This window comes from Hyphomicrobiaceae bacterium (genome assembly GCA_041397645.1).
Taxonomy (GTDB): Bacteria; Pseudomonadota; Alphaproteobacteria; order Rhizobiales; family Hyphomicrobiaceae; genus Hyphomicrobium_B.
The window spans coordinates 99,155-119,085 of sequence record JAWKWE010000007.1 but is presented as its reverse complement, the minus strand read 5'-3'; the positions used below and the strand labels follow the sequence as shown (position 1 = coordinate 119,085).

Genomic DNA, 19,931 nt, shown 5'->3' with positions numbered 1-19,931 from the left:
GAGGCTATATATTCCGCTCAAGGCGGCCGAGGGCCAGCCACGCACCGGCAAAGATCGAGGTCGCCGCAACAAGTGACTGCACGCTCAGCGTCGAGAGTCCTGTCAGGCCCTGCCCGATGGAGCAACCAAGCGCAAATACACCGCCGATTCCCATCGCCATCGCCCCGCCAATGTGGCGCAACACGTCGCCTCGATCGGCAAAACCTGTCGTCTTGAAGCCGCCAGCAAGGAGGGAGGCTACGAAGCTGCCGAGAAGCGCGCCGAATACGGTGGCAGCACCAAACCCTGGCAAGCCAAGTGCGCTTGAGCGTTCCACCCAGTCGAGCGCGTCGGCGACAGGACGCACGAAACTCAACGACATGGGAGGAATGGGTCGCAGCGCCATCTCATCATAGGTCATTCCGGTGACGAACCATCCGGCGGTGACAAGCGCGCCTGCGCCAAGCCCAGCCAGCAAGTTGATAGGATCGCGCGCCAATTGCGCTTTTACAAATGCGAAGGCCAGTAGCGGAACGATCATCAGCGCGGCCACCATGGCACGTGCCGTCGTCGCGCCAAGTCCCAGTGTGAGAACAAATGGGCCTGAAAGGCGGGATAACTCTCTGTTGCCCGAGACGTCCAGCGCGGTCGTCATTTCGAAGCTGGAACGCAAGGGCGAGAATACGCCCGATATGGTCGCGAAGGCGGCGGCGGCCAGCACGAAGAGCGAAAGGAGCGCGCGCAGGTCGCCGCTGCCGGCGCGCACGAGGTTTCGGCTGGCGCATCCTCCCGTGTAGACCATGCCCGCTCCGAATACGAGGCCGCCGGCTACCGCACCTAGAACGCTGATGGAGGGGGCCAGAAACATGCTCAGCGAGAGATCGACCAAACGATAAGCGTCGAGCGTTTGGGCGCCCGCAATTGCAATTGCCGCTGCCAGTGCGACGGCGCCGAGGCGGCCTGGGCTTGCAAAGGTGCGAAAGTCTGAAATTGCTCCCATTACACAAAAATTCGTGCGTGCCGAAACGTACCCGAACGCGCCCCCAATCAGCAGGCCGACGAGGAACAAAGCCTCGTGGGGATTGTTCTGCAAAATTGTTCTCAGCGCTTCCATAGGGGGGGTGCTTGGGCCTCTCTTCTTCAATGGCGAAAGAATGTTTCGAGCACGCAGGCGGTGGCGTCAACGTTCGTCATAAGGTCTTCATCGATTAACACTCAAATGACCTGGATGGGCGCCACAGGCCAATAGGGTCTTTACAGGGGGGGGAGGTGCCCCTAAATGCACCTCCTCACCAAACTGCCGCCGCAGCTTGCGTTTGCGTTGTCTTTCGGGGGCTTGCCCGGTTTTCTGTCGAGGTCATCTGCTCATGGAAAAGTTCGCCAGCGCATTGGATATGGTCAAGGCGCTCAAGCCGGAAATTCCGGTTTTCGCCGCCCGTCCGCACGCGGCAGGCCGCGCGGCGCGCTGGTTCACGCAGAATTTCCCTGGTGAGGTAGCTTACGCCTACAAGGCGAATAGCTCGGTTTTCCTGCTGGGCGCTCTCTACGGCGCAGGCATCACCCAGTTTGACGTGGCCTCGGTAGTTGAGCTGGAGGACGCCGCGACAATTCCGGGCGTGCGCTTGCACTTCATGCACCCGGTTAAGCCGCGCCACGCCATCCGCAAGGCGTACTTTGATTACGACATCAAATGCTTTGCGCTCGACACCGAGGACGAGCTTCAGAAAATCGTGGAGGAGACCAATGGCGCCAAGGATCTGGAGCTGTTTGTGCGCATCGCGGTGCCGGCCAAGAACAGCCGTGTGCCGTTGGAACGGAAATTTGGAGTGACGGGCGCGAAGGCGGCCAAGCTGCTGGTCAAGACCCGGCAAGTCGCAGACGAACTCGGAATTACGTTTCACGTCGGCTCTCAGACCACGACGCCTGATGCCTATGCCATGGCGTTCGAGGAAGTGAAGAAGCTGATCGTCAAGGCCGGTGTCGTGGTAGACGCCATCGACGTCGGCGGCGGCTTTCCCTCCCAGTACACCGATAGCGTACCAGCGCGCCTGTCGGATTTCGTCGACGTCATTCAAGCCTCCATGGCCAAGTTGCCGGTAACGGAAGACTGTCGCCTGATCTGCGAGCCGGGGCGCGCTCTGGTGGCAGAAGCTGAGAGCCTCATCGTGAAGGTCGATCTGCGCAAGGACGATGAGCTGTACATCAATGACGGTGGGTATGGTGCGCTGTTTGATAGCGCCCAGCTCGGGTTTGTCTTTCCGGTGCGCCTTATTCGCGAGGGGCTCGATCCCAACGAGCCGCTGCTGCCGTTCGAATTCTGGGGGCCGACGTGCGACAGCATCGACCACATGAAGGGGCCGTTCCTATTGCCGGCGTCTGTGCGGGAAGGCGATTACATCGAGATCGGCAACATTGGCGCTTATGGTCGTGCCTTGGCTACGCGCTTCAACGGCTACGGCGCCTATCACGATGTTATCCTGCAGGATGAGCCGATCTACTCCATCTACTTGGAGGAGCAGGACCGCGTGGCAAACAAGGCATAATGAACGCCTATTTTGCCGGACGGTGCCGGGCGACTTAATGCGCGGATGCGTGTGCGGATCGTCAGCCGCTAATTGCAAATGTTTGCCTTTTCGGGACGCCGCTGTGGCCGATGTAGCGCGCAGGGTGTATGATAATATTTGGCCCTGTGGATCGCGGGGATGCCTTCACCATACTATGACTTTCATTTGCTACGTATCGATTGCTTTTTATTGATTGCGGGAGCGGCTTATGCGGAAATTCTGGTGGCCTTGGCGGGTCGGTACGCTGGATGCGGTCGGCAAAGAAATCGTGCGCTCCAGGCTTCGTGAGGTCGATTTCGAACTCAAACAGATCATGTCGGACGTCGCGCGCGTGTCGGTGCAGAAGGCTCGACGATCAGGACCAAAGCCGTCGCTCAAGTCGTTCTCCAAGGTCGATCCGGCCGAGTAGGTCAGCGGCGTCGCTGCTCAGAGATTGCGCGGGCTGCTCGATCTCAGTGCAGCTTAACAAACGAGCGGCGGAAAAAGCGTGTAATATTCGAAGATCAATTTTGGCACGCGCCCTGCAATGTAACCTCTCATAAAGCCTCTAGGGTTCCGGCGGCGCGCCATACGGCGCGTCGCGGCTGGTCCGAGAGAGGCACTCCCTGGTATTTTCCAAAACGGGATAAGCCAGGAGCCACGGCGGGACAAAAGCCCGGGAGACCTGTGCCGCTCGCGAGCCTGCCGCTCGTGGGAGGAGGGGCTCCTGAAGTCGCTTTCGCAAGCCCGTTCTCTCATGATCGTCAAGCTCCCTGCGGCCACAGTACGGATGTGGTCTAAACAGGGGTGATCTATGAAACGATCCTTATCCAAATGTTTGCAAGGCATGCTCGCCATCGGCGCGGCGGTGGCGTTGGCTGTTTCGCCTGCCTCAGCGGAAGCCAAGAAGGACTTCAAGGTCGCCTGGTCGATCTATGTCGGCTGGATGCCGTGGGGCTATGCAGCCGATGCTGGCATCGTGAAGAAGTGGGCCGACAAGTACGGCATCAACATCGAGGTCAAGCAGTTCAACGACTACGTTGAATCGATCAATCAATACACCGCCGGCGCTTTCGACGCGGTGACCGTCACCAACATGGACGCGCTGTCCATTCCCGCCGCGGGTGGCGTCGACACGACCGCCGTGATTGTCGGTGACTTCTCCAACGGCAACGACGCGGTGATCTTGAAGGGCAAGGATAAGCTTGCAGACATCAAGGGCCAGAATGTCAACCTCGTTGAATTCTCGGTCTCCCATTATCTCCTGGCTCGTGGGCTCGAAAGTGTGAAACTGGCCGAGAAGGATCTCAAGGTCGTCAACACATCGGACGCCGACATGGCCGCGGCCTACAAGACACCGGATGTGACCGCAGTCGTGACTTGGAAGCCAATAGTATCGACAATCATGGAGTCGCCCGACGCCAAGATCGTGTTCGACAGCTCCAAAATTCCAGGCGAGATCATCGACCTGATGGTCGCAAACACCGCCGTGTTGAAAGACAATCCGGCTTTCGGAAAGGCGCTTGCCGGTATCTGGTACGACACGATGGACGCTCTCGCCAAAGATCCCGCGGCCAAAGAAGCTATGGCCAAGGCATCGGGGACCGACGTAAAGGGCTTCGACGTGCAGCTTGCAACGACGAAGCTCTTTTCTGCTCCCGCCGACGCGGTTGCGTTCACGACCAGCGACGATCTGAAGGTCACGACGGAGCGCGTCTCGAAGTTCCTGTTTGAAAAATCGCTGCTCGGCAAGGACGCCAAATCGGAAGGTGCAATAGGCGTCGAGTTCCCGGACAAGACCGTGTTCGGCGACAAGGGTAACGTGAAGCTGCGCTACGACGCGACGTTCATGAAGGCTGCCAGCGACGGCAAGCTGTAACCGCCTGCCAAACTTCCGAAAAATACACGCAAAGAGAGGCGGCGGAGACGCATGCGCATTATCAACACCAAGCCAGACCGTGTTTGGACAATCGTGCTGGCGTGTCTGCCGTTCTTAATCCTCTTGGGCGTCTATATCCTGGCGTCCGATGCTCGGCTTGCGGTCAATCCCAACGACAAGCTTCTGCCTAGTTTCAAGTCGATGGGCGAAGCGATCACGCATTACGCTTTCTTGCCGGATGCGCGCACGGGTTTGTATCTGTTCTGGTCGGATACGTCTGCGAGCCTTGTGCGGCTGTTATCCGCATTGGCCATCTCAACTTTGATTGCGCTGGTCGCTGGCGTCCTCATCGGCTTGCTGCCGCTGGCGCGCGCAACTTTCGCACCGATCGTAGCGGTTGCCTCCATGGTGCCACCGTTGGCGTTGCTGCCAATTCTGTTCATCGTCATGGGATTGGGCGAAGCCTCTAAGATCACGCTGATTGTCATCGGTACGACGTTAAAGCTCGTGCGTGACCTGGCGCTGCGCGTGGAGGAAATACCGCGCGAGCAAATAATTAAGGCGCAGACATTGGGTGCATCGACCTGGCAGATCGCCACGCGCATCGTCATTCCGCAAATGCTGCCCCGCCTCATCGATGCTTTGCGGCTGGAGATTGGACCGGCCTGGCTGTTTCTCATCGCAGCCGAAGCCATCGCCGCCGATAGTGGCCTGGGATACCGGATCTTTCTTGTGCGGCGCTATCTGTCTATGGACGTGATCATCCCCTACGTCATCTGGATCACGTTGCTCGCCTTCGTCATGGACGCTGGTCTTCGACTGCTTCAGCGCAAGGCTTTTCCCTGGTTTGCGAAGGCGAGGGCAGCATGAGCGAGATCGTCTTCGACAAGGTCTGGAAGGAGTACGGCGATACGGTCGTGCTCGAACAGCTGGATTTGAAAATCGCACCGCGATCGTTCGTGGCGCTCGTCGGTCCGTCCGGCTGCGGCAAGACGACGTTCCTGAGAATGCTGTTGGGGGATGAAACGCCAACGCGGGGGCGCATCCTGATCGATGGGGAACCGCTCAAGGCAGAGCCCGATTTTGATCGCGGCGTCGTGTTCCAGCGCTACTCGGTGTTTCCGCATCTGACCGTTCTCGGCAACGTTTTGATCGGGCGAGAGTTCGAGCTTGCCCCGTTTGCGGGTCATCTGATGGGCAAGGCACGCAAGGCGGCGCTCGATGAGGCCATGGCGCTGCTCAGGGAAGTGGGCCTAGAAGGCCATGAGGACAAATATCCATCCGCGCTTTCCGGCGGAATGCAGCAGCGTTTGGCGCTCGCGCAAGCCTTGATGCGCAAGCCCAAGATTCTGCTCTTGGATGAGCCCTTCGGCGCGCTCGATCCCGGCATTCGCGCAGATATCCACGTTCTGATCCGGCGAATCTGGAATTCCAGCCATCTCACCGTCGTGATGGTCACGCATGACTTGAGCGAGGCCTTCGGACTGGGCACGCGCGTCATCGCGTTCGAGCGCCAGCGCAACAGACCGGAAGAACTGGAGCGCTACGGCGCGACGCTGAGCGAAGATCTGGCCACGCCTGCCGATGCGCCGGCCGTCGTGCAAACTGCGCCTCTCCCGAAAGGTGCAACCGTCACCCGCGATATTGAGGTGTGGCCGCGCAAGGTCGCCGCCGGGCTTGTCGATCCCAAGGCCAACGCCGCACCAGCGGGTAAGGCTGGGTCGAGTTGAAGTCTTAGGGCTTTGGCCATCCGGGACGGCCTGGATGGTCTTCTTGCGAAAATTCCGGGACGGCCCGGGCAGACGAGGGTGGTGGCTTCGTGTGCGCCCCCGATGGAGAAGAAGATGACAGCCTTGATCTACGCCGACACGCTGCCTGCGGGAAAACACTGGTCGCTAAACATGCGCGCAAACACGCGCCTGAGGCTGACGGACCTCGACGGCGGCGCCAATGTCGGGATGCTGTTTTACAATCCGAGGAACCTCACCGAGCGATACAACGCGCCCGACACGCTGAAGTGTCAGCACACCTTCAGGCTGACGACCGGACACTGTCTCTATTCGGATATGGGCCGGGTTTTCTGCTCGATTGTCGCCGACAGCTTCGGCTGGCACGAGACGGTTTGCGGAAATGCGAACAAGGCAACCGTTGCCCGCAAGTGGGGCGTTTCGAGCTATCAGCAGTCGCGCAACGACTGGCAACAGAACGGATTTGATAGCTTCCTCGTCGAACTCGCTAAGTACGGGATGCAGCGGCGCGACCTTGCCGCCAATGTCAACTGGTTCAGCAAGGTAGGCGTCGATGAAGACGGCAGACTGATCTTCGATCCGCAAGCGGCCAATCCGGGTGCGAGCGTCGAGCTTCGGTTTGAAATGGACACGCTTGTGCTCATGCACACCTGTCCCCATCCGCTCAATCCCGCAGCCATCTATCCCCGCACGCCGGTGCGGTTTGAGATCCTCCAGGGCGAACCAGCAGCGGCTGACGATGTCTGCCGCCTGTCTGCGCCTGAGAATGCGCGCGGGTATGAGAACGTGCGGATCTACCACGCCTGCGGCTGCTGCTGAGGGAGGCGCATATGATCAAGGAAAGTCCCCTTAAGCCTGAATTGGCGTCCTATCGAGAGGTCGTTGGCGCTGGCAGCTATTGGATGCGCGAAGTCAAACAGGGCGAGACGCTGCGCTTGTTCGATCTGGAGGGCAACCAAGCCGCAGATACACTGTTCTTCAGCGCAGCCGATCCCCATGAGCGCTATTCGGCAACTGACACGATCCGCGAACAGGGCAACATCTACCTGAGCGTGGGTACCGTTTTGATGTCGGATCTGTGCCGTCCGATGCTCACGATCACGGCCGACACCGTCGGGCGGCACGATACGCTAGGCGGAGCCTGTGCCACCGAAAGCAATACGGTGCGCTATGCACTGGAAAAGAAATCCATGCATGCGTGTCGCGACAGCTTCTTGCTGGCGGTGGTTGAGAACGAGCACTACGGGCTGACCAAGCGCGATATCGCCCACAACATAAACTTCTTCATGAATGTGCCGGTAACACCGCAAGGCGGGCTAAAGTTCTCAGACGGTCTCTCTGCCGCTGGACGGTATGTTGAATTGCGCGCCGAGATGGACGTCATCGTTCTGATTTCCAATTGCCCGCAGCTCAATAATCCCTGCAATGCCTACAATCCAACCCCCATCGAAGTCTTGATCTGGCAGAAGGGGGCGTGAGGGCATGTTCTCGAAAGTTCTCATTGCCAACCGTGGCGCGATAGCCTGCCGTGTTATTCGCACACTCGACAAGATGGGTATCGCCAGTGTTGCCATTTACTCTGATGCCGATCGCCATTCCCGCCATGTCCGGCTTGCGACCGAAGCTGTACGCATCGGACCGCCGCCGGCTGCGCAATCCTATCTCGACAGTGACGCCATTCTAGCGGCTGCCAAGGCGTGCGGCGCCGACGCGGTTCACCCCGGCTATGGCTTCTTATCGGAGAATACAGCCTTCGCGGAGAGTTGCGCTGCGGCTGGCATTACCTTCATCGGGCCAAGACCGGAGCACGTCCGCGCGTTCGCCTTGAAACACACCGCGCGCGAACTTGCAGAGAAAGCAGGTGTTCCGCTCGCTCCCGGGTCCGATCTGGTTGCTACAGCGGAGGAGGCCCTGCGCGAGGCACAACGCATCGGTTTTCCCGTAATGCTGAAAAGCACGGCCGGTGGTGGCGGTATCGGGCTGCAACTCGTAGAGCACGAACGTGATCTCGGGCCGACATTCGAGCGCGTGCAGCGTCTCGCCGCCAACAATTTCAAGGAAAGCGGAATATTCGTTGAAAAATTCGTGGCACGCGGTCGGCATATCGAGGTGCAGATCTTCGGCGACGGCAAAGGTCGCGTCGTAGCGTTAGGGGAGCGCGATTGTTCGGCCCAACGTAGAAACCAGAAGGTTCTTGAAGAAACGCCCGCGCCTGGTCTGTCGCCCACGGTTCGAGCAAAGCTGTTTGACACGGCAATCGCCCTTGGAAAGGCGGTGAACTATGCCAACGCGGGCACCGTGGAATATCTCTTCGATACCGATACGGGCGAGTTCTATTTCCTTGAAGTCAATACGCGCCTTCAAGTTGAACATGGCGTGACTGAAGAGGTAACAGGCGTCGATCTGGTTGAATGGATGATCCGCCAAGCCGCTGGCGAGCCGTTGCCTGACAAAATCCCGGAACCGAAAGGTGCATCTATTCAGGTGCGCATCTATGCGGAAGATCCCGCACGTGACTTTCGGCCGAGTTCGGGTCTGCTGACAGACGTTGAGTGGTCTCGCGAGGCTCGGATCGAGACGTGGGTGGAGCGGGGGAGCGAAGTTTCCTCATACTACGATCCGATGATTGCGAAGATCATCGTCAAGGGTAAGGATCGGTCAGCCGCCCTCAAGCGTCTGCGACGAGTTCTGGGTAAGACCAAACTGGCGGGGATCGAGACGAACCTCGGCTATCTGTCGGAATTGGCGGCCTCACCCGTCGTCAATTCTGGTGATGTGACGACGGCAACGCTGGCCTCGTTCAGCTATGAGCCGCCCGTGATGGAGATCTTGTCTCCCGGCACTTTGACGAGCGTGCAGGATTATCCCGGCCGGATCGGATATTGGGCCATTGGCGTGCCGCCGTCAGGGCCCATGGATAACATTTCCTTCCGGCTTGCAAACCGGGCACTTGGAAACCCGGAAGGTGCCGCAGGTCTTGAGATGACGCTTGCGGGCCCCACGATAAAATTTCACGCAGCTACCGCCGTGTGTCTTGCTGGGGCGGCTATGGAAGCCAGTCTCGACGGCGAACCGGTCCACAACGGCGTTCCTTTCAGCGTGTTGCCCGGCCAGGCGCTTAAGTGCGGTGCCATCGTCGGCTCCGGCCTTCGTACATATCTCGCTGTGGCAGGCGGCATAGACGTCCCCGATTATCTGGGCAGCAAATCAACATTCTCGCTTGGACCTTTTGGCGGTCACGGTGGCCGCACGCTGCGCAGCGGCGACATCCTCCACATTTCCCACGCGGCAGCGTTGGGTGCCTCGTTGATGCAGGTGCCGGCCGAGCTGATGCCAGCGATGACCCATCAGTGGGAGATTGGCGTGCTATATGGTCCGCACGGCGCGCCGGATTTCTTCACCGACGAAGATATCGAGACGTTCTTCAATGCCGATTGGCAGGTGCACTACAACTCGAACCGCACGGGCGTGAGACTTATCGGGCCCAAACCGAAATGGGCGCGCAGCGATGGCGGCGAGGCGGGGCTTCATCCCAGTAATATCCACGACAATGCCTACGCCATCGGCGCGATCGACTTCACCGGCGATATGCCTGTCATTCTAGGTCCCGACGGTCCTTCGCTCGGAGGCTTTGTATGTCCGGCAACGATTGTTCAAGCCGAAATCTGGAAGCTGGGGCAATTGAAGCCAGGCGACACTGTGCGCTTCAAACGCATAAGCGCGGCCTACGCGACTGAGTTGGAAAAGCGGCAGAATGCAGAGATTGCCTCGCTGCACGTCGACACCGCCGACATCGTTGCCGACCCAGTTCCTGGGGCAGCGGACGATTGCATCGTTGCCGAGCGTCCGGCGAGAGAGGGACTGCCGTGCGTCACCTATCGGCGTCAGGGCGATAAGTATCTGCTGATCGAATACGGGCCTATCGTTCTTGACTTCGAGCTTCGCTTCCGAGCCCATGTTCTCATGCTGCGGCTGCAGGAACGCGGTCTGTCGGGCATTATTGATCTTACCCCCGGCATCCGATCGCTACAAGTGCACTACGACAGCCGCATGTTACCGCTCGCAAAGCTTCTCGATGAGCTAACCGCTATCGAGGACGCGCTGGGCGACATCGGTGACATCGAAGTGCCGTCGCGGATTGTTTACATGCCGTTGTCGTGGAACGATCCAGCGGTTCAGAAGACGATCGACAAATATATTCAGTCGGTGCGCGCGGACGCGCCGTGGTGCCCGTCCAACATCGAGTTCATCCGCCGGATCAATGGGCTGGACAGCGTCGCCGATGTCGAGCGCATCATCTTCGATGCGAGTTATCTCGTGCTCGGATTGGGCGACGTCTATCTGGGTGCGCCGGTGGCTACTCCGATTGATGCGCGCCACCGGCTCGTCACCACGAAATACAACCCGGCGCGAACCTGGACACCCGATAACGTAGTCGGCATTGGTGGCGCATATATGTGCGTCTACGGCATGGAAGGCCCGGGCGGCTATCAGCTGTTCGGACGCACGTCGCAGGTCTGGAATACATACCGGCAGACCGAGGCATTCCGAGATGGAAAGCCGTGGCTTCTCCGCTTCTTCGACCAGATCCGGTTCTATCCTGTGTCGGCCGAGGAGTTGCTTCGTATTCGCGACGGAATGATAGACGGCACGGCCGAGATCAAAATCGAGGAGACGGTCTTCTCGATGAAGGCCTATCGGCAGTTCGTTGCCGACAATGCAGAGGCGATCGGGGCTGCCAAGTCCCGACAACAGGCAGCGTTCGATGAAGAACGCGCCCGCTGGGCGCTGTCAGATCAGATGGCGGCTGCATCCGCGCTCGAGGCTGAACCGGAAGACGATGCAGGTATTCCGGAAGGCGGTATCGCGGTTGAAAGCAGCGTCCCTGGATGCGTGTGGAAGATCAGCGTTGCTCAAGGCGACAAAGTCGCTGCGGGTGATGTGCTTGTTATTGTGGAGTCTATGAAAATGGAAATGTCGATCACTGCCCCTAATTCGGGCGAAGTGGTCCAAGTACGGTGCGCGGAAGGTAATGCGGTTTCGCTGGGGCAAGTCCTAATCGTCATGAGCAGCGCGATGCCGGAGGCTGCCCAATGAGTCACTCTCTGGACATCTCGTATCTCGCTGACGGCTATGCGAAAGGTGCCTTCACGCCAGCCGACATCGTTGCGCAAGTTTACGACGCAATTGCCGCTCGCGGGGAGCGGCCAGTATGGATCTCTCTCGTCCCTCGCGTCGAAGCCCTCGCCAAGGCGAAGGAGGCGCCGCGCGGACCGCTTTACGGCGTTCCCTTCGCCGTGAAGGATAATATCGACGTCCAAGGATTGGCGACGACGTGCGCGTGTCCGCAGTTCGCCTATGTGCCCGAGCGTTCCGCCACCTTGGTGGAACGCTTGGAGGCGGCAGGCGCGATCCTCATCGGCAAGACGAATATGGATCAGTTCGCAACCGGTCTCGTCGGTACGCGGTCGCCCTATGGAATTCCGTCGTGTGTTTTTGACGAGCGCTACGTCTCCGGTGGATCGAGTTCGGGGTCGGCGGTGGCGGTCGCAGCGGGACTGGTGTCATTCTCACTTGGGACCGATACGGCAGGGTCAGGTCGTGTCCCTGCTGCGTTCAACAACATTGTCGGCTTGAAGCCGACAAAGGGAGCGCTCAGCGCGCGCGGCGTGGTGCCGGCGTGTCGAACCCTCGATACGGTGTCCATCTTCGCTCTGACGACGGCCGATGCCGGCAAGGCTTTCGATGTAGCGGCCGGATTTGACGCCGAGGACGCTTACTCGCGGCCTGAGCCAGCTTCGGTGCGTCGTTTCGGTGGCGATTTGCGCGTGGGCGTGCCGCGCGCGCCGCTTGAATTCTGCGGCGATGAGGTGGCGGCCAAGATGTACGCTGACGCCATCGCACGCGCACGTTCACTAGGCGCGCAGATCGTCGAGATCGATTTTGAGCCGTTTCAGCTCACGGCCAAGCTGCTTTACCAAGGTCCATGGGTAGCGGAACGCTTGGCTGCAATTGCGGACTTTGCCAGGAAAGAGCCGGATTCCATTCACGAGGTGGTGCGCGGGATCATTCTTGGCGCGGAAAAGTATTCTGCAACCGATACGTTCCAGGGCCTTTATCGGTTGGCCGATCTGGTTCGCGCGGCGGAAGGCGAATGGGGAAAGATGGATATGCTCCTGCTGCCGACCACGCCGACGATCTACACGATCGAGGATGTTCTTGCCGATCCCGTGAGGCTCAACTCAAATCTCGGCCTCTACACCAACTTCGTGAACCTGATGGACCTTTCGGCACTCGCTGTGCCCGCAGGTTTCGGACCGACGGGGCTGCCATATGGCGTGACGTTGCTGGCCCGCGCGTTCGAAGATCGTAGCCTCCAGAGCTTTGCCGATGCGATGCACCGTGCCTTGGGAGATATTTCACTGGGCAAGACGGCTCAGCCGCTGAAGGCAACACCGGCGGTCGCAGCGGACGGGGCATCGAACAAAGGGCGCATTTCGGTCGCTGTCGTTGGTGCGCACTTGTCCGGACAGCCGCTCAACACGCAGCTGACCGAGCGAGGGGCCAAATTGCTGCGAACGGCGCGGACGGCGCCGGGTTACGCTTTCTATGCGCTCTCAGGGGCAAAGCCGGCCAAGCCCGGCCTCGTCTTCGATGGCAAGAGCCAGGGCAAGATTGAGGTTGAAATCTGGGAGATGGATGAGGCGGCGTTCGGATCTTTCGTTGCTCTCATTCCTGCCCCGTTAGGCATCGGCACCCTGACGCTTGACGACGGCAGCGTCGTGAAGGGCTTTGTGTGCGAAGCTCATGCCGTGAAGGATGCAACCGATATTACCGCGCATGGGGGCTGGCGCGCCTATCTCGCTTCGGCGCACGTGTAGCCTGCTTTATGGGCGGATTGCCTCTTGCCATGGGCTGAGGCACACTTGCCGAAGCGCATGGAGGCTATCGAAGATGTGGTTTGCAGCTGCCTCGAAACTGGTCCGTATGGGTGCTGGAGTACTGCTTGCGCTCGTGATCGGCTGCGCTGCAGATCAAGCAGGAGCAGATGAGCACACCGGCGCATTGTCGCCGGTTCCGGTTCCGCGATTGCAACAGACGATTCTTCAGCGCTTCGAAGTGCCTGGAACGACCTACGAAGCCATCCTTATGCGGGTCGAGTTCCCCGCCGACTACGACGTATCTCGCCATGCCCATCCAGGGCCAGAAGCAAGCTTCGTGATGCAGGGACAGTGCACCTACCTGTTTGACGGACAGGCACCGCAGGTACGCGAAGCTGGAGAAAGTATCGAGCTACCTGCTTACGCCGTTCACGGCGCGAAGGCCGGACCCGAAGGCGCGGTGCTGATCAACACGTTCATCTTAGAGAAGGGTAAGCCGCTTTCAATTCCAGCGGAGGATTGAATGGTAGCGTAAACAAAAAGCCCGGCGGTGAGGCCGGGCTTTTTGCATTTTTCAGTTGTCGAGGAAGCTGCGCAGCTTGCGCGAGCGGCTCGGATGCTTGAGCTTGCGCAGGGCCTTGGCTTCGATCTGGCGGATACGTTCGCGCGTTACCGAGAACTGCTGCCCAACCTCTTCCAGTGTGTGGTCAGTATTCATGCCGATGCCAAAACGCATACGCAGAACGCGCTCTTCGCGGGGCGTCAGTGAGGCCAGCACGCGCGTGGTCGTCTCGCGCAGGTTCGACTGGATGGCCGCCTCGATCGGCAGCACCGCGTTGCGATCCTCGATGAAGTCGCCGAGGTGCGAATCCTCTTCGTCGCCGATGGGCGTTTCGAGCGAGATCGGTTCCTTGGCGATCTTGAGCACCTTGCGCACCTTTTCGAGCGGCATGGCGAGCTTTTCGGCCAGCTCCTCAGGCGTCGGCTCGCGACCGATCTCATGCAGCATCTGCCGGCTCGTGCGCACGATCTTGTTGATCGTCTCTATCATGTGCACGGGGATGCGGATGGTCCTCGCCTGATCGGCAATGGAGCGGGTGATTGCCTGACGGATCCACCACGTTGCGTAGGTGGAGAACTTATAGCCGCGGCGGTACTCGAACTTGTCGACCGCTTTCATCAAGCCGATGTTGCCTTCCTGAATGAGGTCGAGGAACTGCAGACCGCGGTTCGTGTACTTCTTGGCGATAGAAATGACGAGGCGCAGGTTGGCTTCGACCATTTCCTTCTTGGCCTGACGTGCTTCGCGCTCGCCCTTCTGCACCGCTTTCACGATGCGGCGGAATTCGAGAATTTCCAGGCCGGTCTCGGTGGCGAGCGTATGGATCTCGCCGCGGATGTTTTCGATCTGGCCGCGTTCGGCTTTGATGAAGCCGGTCCACTTCTTGCCGTTGGTCGACATCCGGTCGAGCCAGGTCTGGTCGAGTTCGTTGCCGAAATATTCGTCGATGAACTGCTGACGCGGCACGCCATAGCTATCGCCCAGGCGCATCAGACGGCCTTCCAGACCGATGAGGCGCTTGTTAATGGCATAGAGCTGTTCGACGAGGCTCTCGATACGGTTGTTGTTGAGCGAAAGCGATTTGACCGACGCTACAATTTCTTCGCGCAGCTTGTCGTAAGCCTTCTGCTGTTGGCGCGTGCCTTGCTCGCCCGCGACCTGCTGTTCGAGCTTCTTGTCCTGCTGCTTGCGTAGCTTTTTGTAAGTGCTGGCGATTTGGTCGAAGGTTTCCAAAACCTTGGGCTTCAGCTCCGCTTCCATAGCGGCCAGCGACATGGCGTTCTCGAACTCGTCTTCGTCCTCACCCTCGCCGTTCATCTCGCCTTCGCCAGATTGAGCGCCGTCGCCTCCCGCGCCGTCCTCTTCCATGTTGCTGGCGACGGCCGGAGGGGCCTTACCCTCGGGGCCTTCGTAGGTTGCTTCGAGATCGATGATGTCACGAAGAAGAATTTTTCCTTCGTTCAACTCATCGCGCCAGATGATGATGGCCTGGAAGGTCAGCGGGCTTTCGCACAGACCGGCAATCATGGCCTCGCGGCCGGCCTCGATCCGTTTCGCGATGGCGATTTCGCCTTCGCGGGACAGGAGCTCTACCGATCCCATCTCGCGCAGATACATGCGCACGGGGTCGTCAGTGCGTTCGGCGGGTTCGGCTTTGCCTTCAGCCTTTGTCAGTGCGTTCTGGGGGACGAGGGCGCGGTTTTCTTCCTCTTCGCCGCTTTCCTCTGCTTCGGATGGCTCATCGGCGTCATCCGACTCCACAACGTTGATACCCATGTCGGACAGCATTGCCATGATGTCTTCGATTTGGTCGGGTAGGACCTCTTCGGAAGGCAGAACGGCATTCAACTGGTCCAGGGTCACGTAGCCCTTGGCTTTGGCCGCTTTGAGAAACTTTTTGACGGCCTGATCCGACAGGTCGAGCAGCGGGCTGTCGCGCTCTGGCGCCTCAGCCGCGGTCTGATCCTTGTCGTCGTTCTTCTGCTGTGCCTGCTGTGCGCGTGCCATAGATTTCCTTCGCCGTCCCGAAATAACAAGCTCCTACCTATAGGCGGGCAGAAGCGGTTTTTTGCGCAAGGTAAGCTCAAAGCGACCATGAGAGGGTGGGCGAGTATCGTTCGCTTACCGTCTATGGGGAGCTAACCCAATGAATTTCCTTAACTTACGCGCTTTGCTGGTGGCTCCTCCGGCTGCGCGTCTCTATTATCCGTGCCGTCCCAGTGCTCCACAGCAGCCGCCTGCGCCACTTGGCGCTTCAGGTCTAACAACCGAGCTTCTGCTTCTGGCGTGCAATCCCGGTACCAAGCCTCCTCAGCTGCCTTCAGAGAACGCTCAAGGCTGTCCTGGCGCTGATGCAACGCAAGGACATGCCGCCATCCGGTTTCGACATCTGTGGCAGGCGCCTCTGGCTCGGCAAAACGGTCGCTTCTGTGCGTAATCGTCCGCTCGACGAGGTCCACCACCTTAGAAACCCCCATTTTGCTCAATTGGGAGCGCAAAGTCTCGCTGTCAAGTGAATTCTGCAGTGCATGCAGGGTGAGAATTTCGTCGCGCAGCGCCGAGAGGGCCCGGGCTGAGAATGAAATTTCAGCCAATTCCTCCGCGTGATCGTGAATCAGCCAAGGGTGGTTCAAAATCGCCTTTATTATCAGAGCCTCACGCGCAGGCACGGCATGTGACATGGAAGACAGCTCGGCGCTCGGATTGCCGGCGGTCTCGATGGCACTGGAAAAGCGGGCCGGTCTGCCAAACAGCCTGCTGCGTTCGCGCTGGCGCCAGTCAGCCTGCAGCGGGCCTCCGGTTGACCCTCGAAAGGCGCCCGGCACCCGGTTTTGTCCTGCTCCGCGGCTGATGCTCCTAGGTGCGCGTCCCATCCCGAACAGCCGGTCGCGCACCTCCCGCTCGTAATGTGCCCGCACCATCGGATCTGCGATTGTGTTGGAAAGGGCGCGAAGCCGCGCTTCCAATGCCGCCTTTTGCTCGGGTGTCGTAAGAGGACCTGCAGACGTCTCACGTTCCCATAAGACGTCGATGAGGGGCTGTGCACGTTCAAGGGCCTCGCTCATGGCGTTGGCACCTTGTTGACGGATGAGATCATCTGGATCGAGCCCATCGGGAAGGAATGCGAATTGAACGCTATAGCCGGGCTTCAGATGAGGGAGCGCTGTATCGACCGCGCGATAAGCGGCCTTTTTGCCCGCAGCATCGCCGTCGAAGCACAAGGTTGGAACCTCGTTCATGCGCCAAAGCAGCTTGATCTGGTCCTCGGTGAGGGCGGTGCCGAGCGGCGCCACGGCCTCCCCAAATCCGCCTTCATGCAGCGCGACTACATCCATGTAACCCTCGACAGCGATAATGCGTTCCTTGTCGTGGGCCAGCGGCCGGGCGCGAGCGGCGTTGAAGAGTACATGCCCTTTATGAAACAGCGGAGTTTCAGGCGAATTGAGGTATTTCGCGGGTGCGTCCTTATCGAGCGCGCGTCCACCGAAAGCGATGACGCGACCCTTCATGTCCTGAATGGGAAACATGACGCGGTGGCGGAAGCGGTCATAGGGTTCTGCGATGTCGGGGCCCGCAATCAGCATTCCTGAAGCGGCCATGTCGGCGATAGAAAACCCTGCCGCCTTCAGATGATCCTTCAATGCGTGGCGGCTGGCAGGTGCGTACCCGAGCCTAAAGCTCCCGATCGTTTTGGCAGCTAGTCCGCGCTTCTCAAGATAACGGCGGGCCTCCGAGCCAAGCGGTTGGCTCAGGCTCGTCTCGAAAAAGCGGGCGGATGTTTCAAGCAACCTATAGAGGCGCGCGCGCTGGTCTTCCGCTTCGACGTTGCGTTCGCGCGGCTCGTCCTTCGGCAACGGGACGCCAGCCTCTTCCGCCAACCGCTCGACGGCTTCTGGAAATTCCAACCCCTCCGTCTTCATGACAAAGGTGAAGATGTCACCATGCTCGCCGGTCGCGAAGCAGTGGTAGAAGCCCTTAATGTCGTTGACGGTGAAGGACGGTGTCTTTTCCACTTTGAATGGGGACAAGCCCTTGTACTCCCGACCCGCCTTTTTGAGCGCGACCTTGCGACCGACCACCTGGCTGACCGGCAGCCGGGCGCGGATCTCATCAAGGATCTGGGGCGTAAAGCGGGTCAAAGCGTTAGACAGCCTGCATTGAGAGTGTGACGCAAGCGTAGCCATAGTTTGATTCGGTTGTCCCGATTCGGTTCGGAGTCGGGCGCTGTCGATGTACTGCACACAATTCACAGCCCGGCCAGAGACATTCAAGTCGGTATGGCGGTCAACTCTACTGAGAAAACTTGCGGCTTTTTAGAGAGTTAGGGCGCTTTCCCAAGTTCAGCAGGGCGTGTTAGCCGGCCAGGGCCGCCTTCACCGCTGCCGACGCCTTCTGGAAATCCATCTGCCCGGCATATTTGGCTTTCAGCACCCCCATGACCTTGCCCATATCCTTGGGGCTTGCGGCTCCAGTCTCGGCAATTGCGGCCTTTACGGCCTCGCCAACCGCCGCCTCGTCCATTTGCTTGGGAAGGTACTGCTCGATGATTGCGATCTCAGCCTGTTCCTTGTCAGCAAGATCAACGCGGCCACCATCGGTGTATTGCTGGATGGAATCACGCCGTTGCTTCACCATTTTTGTCATCACGGCAAGCACGCCAGCCTCGTCGATTGTGGCCTTGGCCTCGATCTCGGCCGATTGGATGGCAGCGTTAATGAGGCGCAGAACGGCGACCTTTTCCTTGTCGCCCGCCTTCATCGCGGTCTTGAGATCGCTGCTAATCCTGCTGCGCATGGCATCCTCGTCATTGTGGGGTGTGTCGTGCGGTTTAGGCGCTCTTGGTGTGCCGATCAACCCGTGGAGATATGGGAGGCGCGCGCTTGACCTACCTTGCGGCTTGAAAACGCAGGCCGAACAGCAGCGTGTAAGGGCAATTGACCTCATGTGGACCATCGCCTAGGGTCCGCCCGATTTTTGCTGAAGGCGCGGGCGGCTGACGCAGTCGGATGCGTGCCGACGCCCGACGTCTCAACCCACACGAGAGATTGACGCACGATGAGCGAGCCCACCCCCTGGAGCGAACCCATTGCCACGGCCAAGCTCGTTCTCGACGACGGAAGCGTCATTTCCGGTATCGGCCTTGGCGCAACGGGACAGGCCGTGGGCGAGGTCTGCTTCAACACCGCGATCACGGGCTATCAGGAAATCCTGACCGACCCCTCCTACGCGGGGCAGATCATCACGTTTACGTTTCCCCACATCGGCAACGTCGGTGCGAACGCAGAAGACACCGAGACATCCAACCTTGCCGCGCGATCCGGCGTGCGCGGCTGTGTGCTGCGCGCTTCGATCACCGATCCTTCGAACTATCGTGCCGCCGAGCATCTCAATGAATGGCTCAAGGCTCGTGGCATTATCGCTATCACCGGTGTAGACACGCGCGCACTGACCGCGCGTATCCGCGAGAAGGGCATGCCCAACGCAGTCATAGCGCATGAGCCCAGCGGCAAATTCGACCTCGACAAACTCAAGGCCGACGCGAAGGCTTGGTCAGGGCTATTGGGGCTCGACCTGGTGCCGGAGGTGACGAGCGGCCAGAGTTACACTTGGGATGAAATGCGCTGGGTGTGGAACGAAGGCTTCCCGCACAACGAGACTCCCCAATTTCATGTCGTCGCCATCGACTACGGCCTGAAGCGCAACATTCTGCGCTGTCTGGCCTCGGCAGGCTGCAAGGTGACGGTGGTGCCGGCAACGACAAAGGCGGATGAAGTGCTCGCCCGCAATCCCGATGGTGTATTTTTGTCAAATGGTCCGGGAGATCCCGCTGCGACGGGCGAATACGCCGTGCCTGAAATCAAGAAGCTGGTCGCTTCGGGCAAGCCGGTCTTCGGCATTTGCCTTGGCCATCAGATGCTCGGTCTTGCGCTCGGGGCGACGACCAAGAAGATGCATCAGGGCCATCACGGCGCCAACCATCCCGTCAAAGACTTCACCACCAACAAGGTGGAGATCGTGTCGATGAACCACGGGTTTGCCGTCGATCGCAAGAGCTTGCCCAAGGGCGTGCAGGAAACGCACGTTTCGCTGTTTGACGGCTCCAATTGCGGGATCGCACTCGACGGTGCGCCGGTGTTCTCCGTACAGCATCATCCGGAAGCTTCGCCGGGTCCGCAGGACAGCCATTATCTCTTCACCCGCTTCGTGAACCTGATGCGGGAGCAAAAAGGGCAAAAGGCGCTCCGCGAACGCTGAGGCGCTGCGAAGTTAGCTCACCGTGGTGTTCGTTTGTCCTGAAGCGAGCCGGAAACCTTACGTTTCAAATCTGCGTAAACGCGC

Annotated in this window: 15 protein-coding genes and 1 riboswitch; of the genes, 11 read left to right on the top strand and 4 right to left on the bottom strand. The window is 59.5% G+C overall.

Annotated elements, in window-relative coordinates:
• Positions 1-4: 4 nt before the first annotated feature.
• Entirely contained in the window at positions 5-1,072 is a 1,068-nt protein-coding gene (locus R3D51_18470) for a YeeE/YedE family protein (GenBank protein ID MEZ5901468.1), read from the bottom strand.
• 274 nt (positions 1,073-1,346) lie between these two features.
• On the opposite strand from R3D51_18470, the gene R3D51_18465 reads away from it, so the two are divergent.
• From R3D51_18465 to R3D51_18420, 10 genes are all read left to right on the top strand, one after another.
• Positions 1,347-2,522, top strand: a complete 1,176-nt coding sequence (locus R3D51_18465) for a type III PLP-dependent enzyme (GenBank protein ID MEZ5901467.1) — start codon at positions 1,347-1,349, stop codon at positions 2,520-2,522.
• 229 nt (positions 2,523-2,751) lie between these two features.
• A complete protein-coding gene (locus tag R3D51_18460) occupies positions 2,752-2,952 on the top strand; it encodes a hypothetical protein (GenBank protein ID MEZ5901466.1) in 201 nt (66 codons plus the stop codon).
• A gap of 127 nt (positions 2,953-3,079) precedes the next feature.
• Positions 3,080-3,207: riboswitch (guanidine-I (ykkC/yxkD leader) on the top strand.
• A 129-nt stretch (positions 3,208-3,336) separates the two neighbouring features.
• The gene (locus R3D51_18455; GenBank protein MEZ5901465.1) at positions 3,337-4,401 is read left to right on the top strand and encodes a putative urea ABC transporter substrate-binding protein; all 1,065 of its coding nucleotides are present in this window, start codon (positions 3,337-3,339) and stop codon (positions 4,399-4,401) included.
• A gap of 51 nt (positions 4,402-4,452) precedes the next feature.
• Positions 4,453-5,271, top strand: a complete 819-nt coding sequence (locus tag R3D51_18450) for an ABC transporter permease (GenBank protein ID MEZ5901464.1) — start codon at positions 4,453-4,455, stop codon at positions 5,269-5,271.
• Positions 5,268-6,131: an ABC transporter ATP-binding protein gene (locus R3D51_18445; GenBank protein MEZ5901463.1), complete on the top strand. Its 864-nt coding sequence runs from the start codon at positions 5,268-5,270 to the stop codon at positions 6,129-6,131. Before R3D51_18450 ends, R3D51_18445 begins: the two co-directional genes overlap by 4 nt.
• A gap of 114 nt (positions 6,132-6,245) precedes the next feature.
• Positions 6,246-6,968 carry an urea carboxylase-associated family protein gene (locus R3D51_18440; protein ID MEZ5901462.1) on the top strand — a complete coding sequence of 241 codons (723 nt, stop codon included), beginning with the start codon at positions 6,246-6,248 and terminating at the stop codon, positions 6,966-6,968.
• 11 nt (positions 6,969-6,979) lie between these two features.
• Complete coding sequence (locus tag R3D51_18435) at positions 6,980-7,627, top strand: urea carboxylase-associated family protein (protein ID MEZ5901461.1); 648 nt, start codon at positions 6,980-6,982, stop codon at positions 7,625-7,627.
• A 4-nt stretch (positions 7,628-7,631) separates the two neighbouring features.
• A complete protein-coding gene (uca, locus tag R3D51_18430; GenBank protein ID MEZ5901460.1) occupies positions 7,632-11,246 on the top strand; it encodes an urea carboxylase in 3,615 nt (1,204 codons plus the stop codon).
• A complete protein-coding gene (gene atzF, locus R3D51_18425) occupies positions 11,243-13,030 on the top strand; it encodes an allophanate hydrolase (protein MEZ5901459.1) in 1,788 nt (595 codons plus the stop codon). The genes uca and atzF overlap by 4 nt, the downstream gene beginning before the upstream one ends.
• 73 nt (positions 13,031-13,103) lie before the next feature.
• Complete coding sequence (locus R3D51_18420) at positions 13,104-13,553, top strand: cupin domain-containing protein (protein ID MEZ5901458.1); 450 nt, start codon at positions 13,104-13,106, stop codon at positions 13,551-13,553.
• A gap of 51 nt (positions 13,554-13,604) precedes the next feature.
• Here the strand turns inward: R3D51_18420 and rpoD are convergent, their stop codons facing one another.
• The 3 genes from rpoD to R3D51_18405 all read right to left on the bottom strand — a co-directional run bounded on the left by rpoD (position 13,605) and on the right by R3D51_18405 (position 18,386).
• Positions 13,605-15,599 carry an RNA polymerase sigma factor RpoD gene (rpoD, locus tag R3D51_18415; protein ID MEZ5901457.1) on the bottom strand — a complete coding sequence of 665 codons (1,995 nt, stop codon included), beginning with the start codon at positions 15,597-15,599 and terminating at the stop codon, positions 13,605-13,607.
• A gap of 149 nt (positions 15,600-15,748) precedes the next feature.
• Positions 15,749-17,776 (bottom strand): DNA primase, encoded by a 2,028-nt coding sequence (gene dnaG, locus R3D51_18410; protein ID MEZ5901456.1) that lies wholly within the window; start codon positions 17,774-17,776, stop codon positions 15,749-15,751.
• A 169-nt stretch (positions 17,777-17,945) separates the two neighbouring features.
• Positions 17,946-18,386 (bottom strand): GatB/YqeY domain-containing protein, encoded by a 441-nt coding sequence (locus tag R3D51_18405; GenBank protein ID MEZ5901455.1) that lies wholly within the window; start codon positions 18,384-18,386, stop codon positions 17,946-17,948.
• Positions 18,387-18,647: 261 nt separating this feature from the next.
• Here R3D51_18405 and carA point away from each other — a divergent pair, with 261 nt between their 5' ends.
• Positions 18,648-19,847: a glutamine-hydrolyzing carbamoyl-phosphate synthase small subunit gene (gene carA / locus R3D51_18400; protein ID MEZ5901454.1), complete on the top strand. Its 1,200-nt coding sequence runs from the start codon at positions 18,648-18,650 to the stop codon at positions 19,845-19,847.
• Positions 19,848-19,931: the final 84 nt, after the last annotated feature.